Genomic DNA, 10840 nt, shown 5'->3' on the forward strand with positions numbered 1-10840 from the left:
CTCAGTATTGTCTCGAGAACTTTTGTCCAGGTGCTCTAAAGTTATTGCCAGTTCATTTTCTAATGCGTCGAGACTACTGCTACCGGCGCCAGCGCCCCGCCCCCCGGAAGTACCGGTTACATCTTCAGGGGAGGACAAGCTCACACGCCCACCCACTTCCTCTGAACTTTCTTCGTAGGACGATATCGACTTACTGCCTTCAAGTTGAGCGCCAGCCACGCCCAAGTTCGACTCAGAGCCTCCGGTCCACTGCGAATTCTGCACAGCGACTTCGCTCACCGCCTGCCGTTTGGAGTATTCAACAATTTGTTCGCGGTCTGGCACCCGAAGAATTTGGCCTTTTCGCAACAAATTGATGTTGTTGTTAATAAATGCTTCTGGATTTAAGCGTTGGATAGCCAGCATGGTCTGCTGAATTGATACGGCTCGATCAGGTCTAACGCGAGAGGCAATTTCCCACAACGTATCATTGGCCTTAACCGGCCCATATGAATCGTCTGCGTAGGACTCCGCTGACGCACTGCCCTGATAGCTCGAAGCGGTGCTTTGTTGAGTAACGCTAGGACGACTAGGAGCCTCATCAAAGTTTGAACGAGGATTGTAATTTGATGGCTTTCTTGTATCGGCGGCAGGTGAAGCCCCTAGTGCAATAGTATTCTGCTGTTGCACTTGCTGGGATTGCGCACCGGTTACCGGAGCGGCCTGTTGATCGGAAAAAACAGGCAGGTCCATTAACAACGTATATTCTCGAAGAAGACGACCGCTGGGCCATTGCGCCTGAAGAACAAAGTTAACGAAGGGTTCACGAACCTGCTTTTGAGAAGTAACGAGAATAACCGGGCCGTTGGGGCCATTCAATTCCACTTTAAACTTCAAATTGGTTAGAAAGTATGGGCGGTCTACGCCAACACGCTCAAAATCTTCAGGAGAAGCCAAGCCTACAAGAATTTCACTGACTGTGAGATCCCTAGCTTGCAGCAACTGAATTTCGGCGTTCAGTGGCTGATTCAATGAGGATTTAAGGGTTATTTCACCAAGCCCCAACGCAAAAACCGACGGCGATACAACAATCGCAATCGTGGTCAGGAGCAAAGCCAGTATTCGACGACCCATAAGAGAATCCTTGTAATATTAAACCAGAATGGCGCGCATTACTTCTTGCGAAATAGCACCCAATTCTGGACTGCAGTACCCTCGGTCTTACCCTCGGCCCGAAAACCTCGAATAATCTTTCAGTATTGGTCGTAAGTATTCATTATAAATAGGTTTTTTTCAACTTCTAGGCTATTGAAAAGCCCCTAATAGGGCACAATTTGATGACGAAAATAGGGTTCGGCGCCAAATTAACGCCTACTTTTTAACCGATTTTTGTTCTGCTGTACTATTTTTTAACCATCAGCTTGTTGCTCCCCACCAACAAAAAGGCCCGAGCAATTCGCTCGAGCCCATTTCTCGCGGCTTCGATTCTACGCGAATTATTGCTCGCGTAGTATTTTTAGCATCCTGCGAAGCGGTTCTGCCGCCCCCAAAGCAACTGGTCGCCCACTGTAAATGCTGAAAGGTACTCTGGCCCCATCGACATTTTTCGCAGCCTGCCTACGGGTATAGCGAGCGTGCCCGTAACTTTAGTAGGGGTTAGCTCCTGCAGTGTGATATCGCGGTCATTAGGAATAACCTTAACCCAGTCATTAGCGTTAGCCATTATGCTCTCAACATCACCGAGCGGTACATCTTTTGTCAGCTTAATAGTGAGCGCCTGACTGTGGCAGCGCATCGCACCAACACGCACGCAAATACCATCAATTGGGATGGGATTAGCCGATCGGCCAAGAATCTTGTTCGTCTCTACTTCCGCTTTCCACTCTTCCTTGCTCTGCCGACTATCCAACTGCTTATCAATGTACGGTAGTAAGCTACCGGCTAATGGCGCACCGAAACGGTCAATACTGAGTTCCTCGCGCATCGCAGAAACCACCTTCCGGTCAATATCTAGAATAGCTGAAGCCGGGTCTGCAAGATCGCTGGCAACACAATCGCGTATTTCTCCCATCTGCGTAATCAGCTCACGCATGTTCTGTGCGCCGGCCCCACTAGCCGCCTGATAGGTCATCGCTGAAGTCCACTCCACTAGACCTTCGCGAAATAATCCACCCAGCCCCATAAGCATCAAACTAACGGTACAGTTACCACCGATATAGTTTTTAACGCCTTTGGCCAAGCCGTCTCGAATAACGTCGTCATTCACGGGATCCAATACAATCAATGCACTATCGTCCATCCGTAACGACGAAGCGGCATCAATCCAGTAACCCTGCCACCCGCTTTCACGCAGCTTATTGAATACGGCGCCGGTGTAATCGCCACCCTGACATGAAATGATAGCTTCCATTTTTGTAAGCTCATCAATATCAAAAGCGTCTTTTAGCACAGGCGCCTCTACACCAACATTTGGCGCGGTTCCGCCAACATTGGAGGTAGTAAAGAAAACCGGCTCTAGGCCTACAAAATCATTTTCTTCCAGCATCCGCCCCATCAAGACGGAGCCCACCATGCCTCTCCATCCTACAAATCCAACTCTCATGATTATTACTCTTGCTAAGGTTTAAATTAATTTAGTGCGCTAATGCCGCAACAACCGCATCACCCATTTCATCGGTAGACACCTTTGTCATGCCGTCCGAATAAATATCCGCCGAACGCAAGCCGTCATCGAGTACTTTACCCACAGCTGCTTCTATCGCATCGGCTGCATCCGAGCGATCTAACGAGTAGCGTAAAAGCATTGCCGCTGACAATATTGTGGCCAACGGGTTTGCAATTCCCTGCCCGGCAATATCCGGCGCAGAACCATGAACGGGTTCGTAGAGCCCGCTTCGATCTTTATTCAACGATGCCGATGGAAGCATGCCGATTGAACCTGTAAGCATTGCCGCCGTATCCGACAGAATATCGCCAAACATATTACCCGTTACAATCACATCGAATTGTTTAGGCGCTCGCACCAACTGCATGGCAGCGTTATCAACATACATATGCGACAGTTCAACTTCTGGGTATTCGCGAGAAAGCGATTGGATCACCTCCCTCCATAGCACCGTTGCCTCTAGTACATTGGCTTTATCAACGGAGCAAACACGTTTATCGCGCTTCATGGCCATCTCAAACGCGGTGCGACCAATGCGTTCAACTTCATGCTCTGAATAAACGTAGGTGTTATAACCCTGGCGCTCACCGTTATCCAAAATTCGAATACCACGGGGTTCGCCAAAATATATCCCGCCGGTGAGTTCGCGCACTATTAATATATCCAAACCGGCTACCAGCTCAGGCTTTAAGGACGAGGCATCGGCCAACTGCGGGTATAAAATTGCAGGTCGCAAATTGGCAAACAAGCCCATTTCATAGCGAATTTTTAGCAGGCCTTTTTCTGGTCGGATATTCGAATCCAGCGCATCCCATTTAGGGCCGCCAACGGCACCCATCAACACAGCATCGGCGGCTTGGCATTTTTCCAGAGTTGAGTTCGCCAGAGGAACGCCGTGCTCATCTATAGCGCACCCACCAATCAAATCCCTCTCATATTTAAGCCCCAACTTGAATTTGGTATCAACCGCTTCAAGCACCTTCACCGCTTCGGCAACAATTTCGGGGCCAATACCATCACCTGGTAACAGTACAATTTTTTTACTCAAGGTGTTTCCCTCTCAATAAAAAACATGTTAATTAATTGCACCGAACAACCAGGGTTTTTCGGTGCGACGCTTACCTTCGTAGGCCGTTATATTGTCCGCTTCCTGGAGGGTAAGGCTAATATCATCAAAACCATTTAACAGGCAGTGCTTACGAAACTCATCAACTTCAAAGGCGTATTCTGCCGTATTCGAAACAACTTTTTGTTGTTCAAGATCGATTGTGAGTTCGAATCCTTCCTGGTCGTACATCTGCTTAAACAGCGTGTCCACGTCGTTCTCTGCTAGCACAATCGGCAACAGCGCATTTTTGAAGCAGTTATTATAAAAAATATCAGCAAAACTCGGCGCTATAACAGCGCGAAACCCATACTCATCAAGCGCCCAGGGTGCATGTTCGCGACTGGAGCCACAGCCAAAGTTTTCGCGCGCAAGAAGAACACTGGCGCCACTGTACCGTGGAGAATTCAGCGGGAACGATGGGTTGAGCGGTCGCAAGCTATTGTCTTTCCCAGGCTCACCTTCATCAAGATAGCGTAATTCATCAAAAAGGTTAGGGCCGAACCCTGATCTCTTGATGGATTTTAGAAATTGCTTCGGAATAATTAAATCGGTATCAACATTGGCCCGATCCATAGGCGCAACAATCCCCGTCAGCTTAGTGAAACTTTTCATTCTGCGCCCTCCTGAAAACTACGTACGTCAACAAAATGACCCGCTATTGCGGCTGCAGCGGCCATCGCAGGGCTTACCAAATGCGTACGCCCACCATAACCCTGCCGACCTTCAAAGTTGCGATTTGACGTTGAAGCGCAATGCTCCCCATCACCTAGTCGGTCGGCATTCATCGCCAAGCACATAGAACACCCAGGCTCTCGCCATTCAATGTTCGCCGCCTGAAAAACCTCGTGAAGTCCCTCGGATTCGGCTTGAGCTTTCACACTACCCGAACCCGGAACAACGATGGCCTCTTTAACAGACGCCGCCTTAGTACGTCCCTTTACCACTTCAGCAGCAGCACGAATATCTTCTATACGTGAATTGGTGCAAGACCCGATGAACACACGGTCAAGCTTAATCGATTCAATAGCCTGACCTGCCAACAAGCCCATATAGTCAAGAGCACGCGTTATGCCCGCGGCTTTTACGGCATCAGGTTCCTGCTCTGGGTCTGGTATAAAACCGTCGATTGGCAACACCATTTCAGGTGATGTACCCCAGCTCACCTGCGGTTTAATCGCTCCACCATCCAACACCACCGTGCGATCAAACTCGGCTCCCTCATCAGAATGCAAGTCTTTCCAATGGGTGACCGCCTGCTCCCATTGAGCTGCCGTAGGCGCAAACAAACGCCCCTTAACATAATCAATGGTAGTGTCGTCTACCGCGACCATACCGGCACGGGCACCGGCCTCAATGGCCATATTGCATACCGTTAGGCGCCCTTCCATGGTCATAGCACGAAACACATCCCCACCGAATTCAATAGCGTAGCCATTACCTCCAGCAGTGCCAATCTCGGCAATAATCGCGAGGACAACATCTTTTGACGTTACCCCCTTACCCAATACACCATCGACACGCACCAGCATGTTTTTCATTTTTTTGGCAACCAAGCACTGAGTAGCCATCACATGCTCAACCTCACTGGTACCGATACCAAACGCTAACGCACCCAACGCGCCGTTGGTTGAAGTATGAGAATCACCGCAGACAATGGTCATACCAGGAAGGCATGCACCCGTTTCTGGCCCCACAACGTGGACGATACCCTGGCGGTGGTCATTAATCTTGAATTCCACAATCCCCAGTTCGTCACAATTATCATCAAGTGTCTTCACCTGGATTTTAGACACGGGATCGGCAATACCCTCTACACCAGAAGCTCGCTCAGCCGCGGTGGTGGGTACATTGTGGTCGGGAGTAGCCAGCACGCTGTCGACCCGCCACGGCTTTCGGCCCGCTAATCGCAGCCCCTCGAACGCCTGCGGCGATGTCACTTCGTGCACAATATGGCGATCTATATAGATGAGCGACGAACCATCATCTCGCTGGGTGACAACGTGGTCATTCCAGAGTTTGTCGTAAAGCGTTCTAGCCTTCATGGCGAACCTCAATTAGGAAATATCTTAGAAAGGCGGAATCTTAAGCGCTTCAGACCAATAACTCCAATTCATTATTTTTATCTTTTGGATTCCCTGAAGGAATAGAGTAAGGTTTTGATGTCGCTACACTCACCCAAAAGCACACGACAATGGATACAGAGTCTCTTAAAGCCTTTCTTGCAGTAACTAAGCACCGATCTTTTTCCGAAGCCGGAGAGGAATTACACATAACTCAACCTGCCGTAAGTAAAAGAATAGCAGCGTTAGAAGAAAGTTTACGGCACGCGCTTTTCAACCGCTTAGGGCGAGACGTCACGCTGACAGAAGCCGGTGAAAACCTGCTCCCACTCGCAGAACAGATTTTGCGTGACATGCGTGAAACCGAGCGCCGTATTCGAGAGCTTAGCGGTGAAATATCCGGCACACTTAAAGTCGCCACCAGTCATCATATTGGCCTGCATCATTTACCACCGGTACTGCACGCGTTTACATCCGCCCACCCTCACGTCAACCTGCAGTTTGAGTTTTTAGATTCAGAGCAGGCACACGAACGAATAGCCCGCGGGGAATGCGAGCTGGCCGTTGTGACCCTGGCGCCCAAATTGGTGCCGCCGTTACGCGGAGAGGTTATCTGGGCAGACCCTTTGGTCTTTGTTGGCGCCCCCAAGCATGTATTAGCCCAACAGGCACACATAACACTTCATGAACTAGGTAATTACCCGGCAATATTACCCGACCTAAACACCTTTACTGGCAGACTAGTAAAAGAAAGGTTCGACAGGGAAGGTATCAAGTTGCAGTTAAATATGACTACCAACTACCTTGAGACCATAAAAATGATGGTGTCTGTTGGGCTGGGCTGGAGCGTACTACCAAAATCAATGGTTGATAATCACATAAGCGAGATACCCGTCGCCGATATCGGCCTGCAGCGTAACCTCGGTGTTGTTACCCATGGCAAACGCACGCTAGGCAATGCAGCAGCGGCCTTCTTTGATGTAATCCGTAATAGTGTTCTATGAACACGGCGGACAAACCGCTCAACCTTTCATCTTTTCACACTTTCCATTAGCATTATTTGCTATACATTAGGAAGGTTGTGCTACTTATAGTCCTATTTATAGTCCTATTTATAGTCCTATTTATAGTCCTATTTATAGTCCTATTTATAGTCATATTGATAACGAAACAAGGTAAAAAACTATGAAGATCTCCCTTCATCCATTAGGTAAAACACTCTGCATCGCTGGTGTTGCGGCTGGCGCAGTCCTCTCCGCTAATATCGCAAGTGCCGACACAATTTTAGGTATTTACGGTGGCGTCGGCACCTGGACAACCAACATTGATGGCTCGCTGGGAATAGACGACGAACCAATCACAACCAACGAACTAGGCATGAGCGCCGATGACAGCGTATTTTTCTATATAGCACTCGAGCATCCCATCCCGCTTATTCCCAACATAAAGCTGCATCACTCCTCCTTAAAGAGCAACGGACAGGCGGTAGTTGAGCGAGAATTCACCTGGGACGAAATCACCTTTCCTGCCGATACAGACACCACGACGGTCATCGACTTCACTCAAACTGACATTACGCTTTACTACGAAATTCTCGATAACTGGGTGAGCTTGGACGTCGGCTTAACGGCAAAGGTACTAGACGGCACAGCCTATGCGTTCGCAGAGCAAGAAGGGCTAGACCCCATAGAAGAAACTGTTGAGTTAACCGGCGCCCTACCCTTACTTTACGGTATGGCACGGATAGATCTACCATTAACCGGCGCCTATGTTGCAGGTCACATAAATTACATCAGCTATGACAATAGCACCATTAGCGATATCGATGTAAAAGTTGGCTGGCTCTTTGAAAGTGTTCTGGACGTAGGTGCAGAGCTGGGCTACAAGCAATTGAAACTGGAACTTTCGGACTTTGAAGACAGTAACGCCGACCTAACTTTCGATGGGCCGTACTTGAACCTAGCCCTGCACTTCTAGTACAAAGTAACGTTCATCTACTTTCAAAGTACCTTGTACACACCAAAAAGGGCCATTCGGCCTTTTTTACCCTTGTGCACTTCATACTAAAACAGACACTATTTACTGCAATAACTGGAACAAGTCGCCCTCAGTTTTGGCTGTTTCGCTGGCGATCAGCGCTTCAAGCTCTGCTTCTGGAGCAATTTCCTGTGCAGCCGTTAGCGCCTCAAGCGCATCTTTTTCTTTATTGGCGAGCGCCCAGTGGTAACCCGCACGATGCAAGCGCGAAGCTGCTTGATACTGATAAAAATCTACATGGCTAGCATTTGCATCCGACTCTTTCTTTGCCTCCAAAATTGACTTCGCCACCTCAGCACCACTTATCCACGCCTCGGCAGCACTCTTGTTTTTCTCACCGCCACTATAGCTTAACCCCGCCATCTCATAGGACTCACCAGCCATTCGCAGCACTTTGAAACCAACTACCCGATAGGCTTTCTTTAAATTCGAATCGGCTTTTTGATACTGTTCCCACAGTGCCTTTCCAAATGCATACTCCGCTTCTGCAAGCTTTTCAGTTTTTTCAGCGTACCGCCTCCAAGCACCAACGGCTTTGCCGTCACTATCGTTTGCAGCCCAACTCGCGGTAACTTGCCTCTGTGAACTAAAGAGACCCTCAATTTTACCTTCAAGGGCCTTAATTAAAGCGATGGACTCCTTGAAATAAAGGTTATCTACTCTGCTTTTTATATGCTTTAGATCAGCATCAATTTGACTGTAGCTTTCCATTATTAGCTGGTCAGAGGCCTTGATCGACTCCTGCGGCAACATTTGAATATCGGTGTATTTCAACGTAAAGGGCAAAGGCTTCGCAGACGGGCCATGGACTGAACAAAAATCAATAGGCGTGTTACTGTTGGCAGCACACTTCTTTTTGATTTTGGTTTCGTGGGTAATACACAATTCTTGCCAAGCCTGATTCTGTAGGCTTCCACAATCACAATTAACTGCAGGGCAAACAGAGGAGCTCTGCGCATGCGACAGTACAGCAATACTCAACAAAACAAAACCCAGCAACGTATTTTTTAATTTTCATAGCAAATCTAGCCTGCACCCTATTATTACCTATTGGATTGTTTGTAGTACGGCTCCTCATTTTAGAGCTTTGACACATAGGCACAAGTGCGCAGCCTCATATTCTGGAAAATAAGCACTTGATTTCCCCCGGCCATTCCAATTTAACCTATTTTGGTATGACATAGGAAGTAAGCATATATAACCAATCGAGGTACCCTCAAGGCACAAATGAACCGTTTCTCAAGATGGTGCATCGCGCAAACTTGAGGGCGCAATAAAAATAGCCAGCAGCAACGAGGCTAATAATACTGAGGCAATCGAAAACCCAAACGCCCAAAGGGGTTCCCCTGCCATAAAAAGCCACACACATAAGCGCCAATGGCATTGCCACCGCCAAAACAAATAGCGCTGTAAAACGCTTGCCCTTGGCTCTGCCCCTTGCCCGCAAATTTAATTCTGACAAACTCAATTGCAATGGCGTGAGCCACACCAAAGGAAAAAGCATGAAGTAATTGAATCCCTGTCATTAAAATAGCCGACTCAGGAAACCAACCAATTACCCACCACCTAGCGGCCGTTAACAATAGCGTAAACTGCAACAGGCGATGCAGGGTAAACCGCGCAAATAAAGCAGGCATTTTTATAAAAATAAGTATTTCTGCAACCACTCCTAATGCCCAAAGCGCACCGATAAGGCTGCGTGTATAGCCAAAGCCTTCAAGGTAAATACTGTAAAAAGTGTAATAAACGCCGTGACTAACCTGCAGTAATGCCATAACGATAAAAAACAGCAATACGCCCGGAGAGCACAAAACTTTAACAAATGCCCCTGCCCCACGCACTTTTACTCGAGTTTTATCGGAAGGTAGGCTGATTGCAGACAACAAAATACCGAACAAAAAAAAAAAATAAAAACAGGAAGGTGACGTATAGAGATGATCTCAAGCAAATAACCCAAAACAAGAACTGTGACGATAAAGCCGACGGACCCCCAAACGCGAACACGACTATACCGGTGCGGGTCATCCTCCAAGTAAGACAGCGTAACCACCTCAAACTGGGCAAGGATGGCATTCCAGAAAAAGCTATAAACGATGGTTACCGTAATCAGCCAATAGAAATCCTGTCTTAAAAACAGACCGGCAAAAAACACGCAAGCCCCCAGCGCGCCTAATTGAATAATCATAAACGCCGGCCACTGGAGTCCGCTAATACACCCCATATATTGGGGGCTGCCAGCTTCGTTAGCATGGGTATTGCCGAAATCAAACCAATATCAATTGCCTGTAACCGAGATCAGCTAAGTACAGACCCCAGGAAGGTGACGTATAGAGATGATCTCAAGCAAATAACCCAAAACAAGAACTGTGACGATAAAGCCGACGGACCCCCAAACGCGAACACACGACTATACCGGTGCGGGTCATCCTCCAAGTAAGACAGCGTAACCACCTCAAACTGGCAAGGATGGCATTCCAGAAAAAGCTATAAACGATGGTTACCGTAATCAGCCAATAGAAATCCTGTCTTAAAAACAGACCGGCAAAAAAACACGCAAGCCCCCAGCGCGCCTAATTGAATAATCAATAAACGCCGGCCACTGGAGTCCGCTAATACACCCCATATATTGGGGGCTGCCAGCTTCGTTAGCATGGGTATTGCCGAAATCAAACCAATATCAATTGGCCTGTAACCGAGATCAGCTAAGTACAGACCCCAGTATGGGGACAAAGCGCCCACAACGGCGAAATAGCAAAAGTATACCGCCGACAGGCGCCAGTAGGGCATAACGTCCAGACAGCGGCCTTAATCAGCGCAAGAAGGGATTGTGAAGCAGGCATTCCCACCTTCACCGTTTTGTCCACGCTGCCGCAGCGCATGGTCGAGAACCACTATAGCCATCATGGCTTCGGCGATGGGTGTTGCTCGAATGCCAACGCAGGGGTCGTGACGTCCAGTCGTTACAACCTCAACCGGCTCGCCATTTTTATC

The 10840-nt window shown here is 48.3% G+C and carries 10 protein-coding genes and 2 pseudogenes; 2 read left to right on the forward strand and 10 right to left on the reverse strand.

Annotation, left to right across the window (positions count from 1 at the left end; all coding sequences use genetic code 11):
- The 5 genes and pseudogenes from H5336_RS19745 to leuC form a co-directional block, all read right to left on the reverse strand.
- On the reverse strand, window positions 1-1113 hold a 1113-nt coding region (locus H5336_RS19745; protein ID WP_185236197.1), incomplete at its 3' end, for a type IV pilus assembly protein FimV.
- A gap of 362 nt (window positions 1114-1475) precedes the next feature.
- A pseudogene (asd, locus tag H5336_RS19750) lies at window positions 1476-2581 on the reverse strand (aspartate-semialdehyde dehydrogenase).
- Window positions 2582-2612: 31 nt separating this feature from the next.
- Complete coding sequence (gene leuB / locus H5336_RS19755; protein ID WP_185236198.1) at window positions 2613-3692, reverse strand: 3-isopropylmalate dehydrogenase; 1080 nt, start codon at window positions 3690-3692, stop codon at window positions 2613-2615.
- A gap of 27 nt (window positions 3693-3719) precedes the next feature.
- Window positions 3720-4364, reverse strand: coding sequence for a 3-isopropylmalate dehydratase small subunit (gene leuD / locus H5336_RS19760; RefSeq protein WP_185236199.1), 645 nt, complete (start codon window positions 4362-4364; stop codon window positions 3720-3722).
- The gene (leuC, locus tag H5336_RS19765; protein WP_185236200.1) at window positions 4361-5794 is read right to left on the reverse strand and encodes a 3-isopropylmalate dehydratase large subunit; all 1434 of its coding nucleotides are present in this window, start codon (window positions 5792-5794) and stop codon (window positions 4361-4363) included. The genes leuD and leuC overlap by 4 nt, the downstream gene beginning before the upstream one ends.
- A 149-nt stretch (window positions 5795-5943) precedes the next feature.
- Between leuC and H5336_RS19770 the strand changes: the two genes are divergently transcribed.
- Together H5336_RS19770 and H5336_RS19775 are read left to right on the forward strand one after the other, a co-directional pair.
- Window positions 5944-6816, forward strand: coding sequence for a LysR family transcriptional regulator (locus H5336_RS19770; protein ID WP_185236201.1), 873 nt, complete (start codon window positions 5944-5946; stop codon window positions 6814-6816).
- Window positions 6817-6997: 181 nt separating this feature from the next.
- Complete coding sequence (locus tag H5336_RS19775) at window positions 6998-7789, forward strand: TIGR04219 family outer membrane beta-barrel protein (protein ID WP_185236202.1); 792 nt, start codon at window positions 6998-7000, stop codon at window positions 7787-7789.
- Between the two features lie 102 nt (window positions 7790-7891).
- Here H5336_RS19775 and H5336_RS19780 read toward each other — a convergent pair whose 3' ends face one another.
- The 5 genes and pseudogenes from H5336_RS19780 to H5336_RS19795 all read right to left on the reverse strand — a co-directional run.
- Window positions 7892-8833: a hypothetical protein gene (locus H5336_RS19780; RefSeq protein WP_185236203.1), complete on the reverse strand. Its 942-nt coding sequence runs from the start codon at window positions 8831-8833 to the stop codon at window positions 7892-7894.
- 314 nt (window positions 8834-9147) lie between these two features.
- Window positions 9148-10099, reverse strand: a pseudogene (locus tag H5336_RS23930) (MFS transporter).
- Window positions 10100-10148: 49 nt separating this feature from the next.
- On the reverse strand, window positions 10149-10223 hold the full coding sequence (locus H5336_RS23935; RefSeq protein WP_376766559.1) for a hypothetical protein: 75 nt from the start codon (window positions 10221-10223) through the stop codon (window positions 10149-10151).
- Between the two features lie 110 nt (window positions 10224-10333).
- Window positions 10334-10636, reverse strand: coding sequence for an MFS transporter (locus H5336_RS23135; protein WP_246439424.1), 303 nt, complete (start codon window positions 10634-10636; stop codon window positions 10334-10336).
- Window positions 10637-10654: 18 nt separating this feature from the next.
- The coding region (locus H5336_RS19795; RefSeq protein WP_185236204.1) for a chorismate synthase at window positions 10655-10840 on the reverse strand (186 nt) is incomplete at its 5' end.

This window comes from Teredinibacter franksiae (assembly GCF_014218805.1).
In the GTDB taxonomy this organism is placed as follows: Bacteria; Pseudomonadota; Gammaproteobacteria; order Pseudomonadales; family Cellvibrionaceae; genus Teredinibacter; species Teredinibacter franksiae.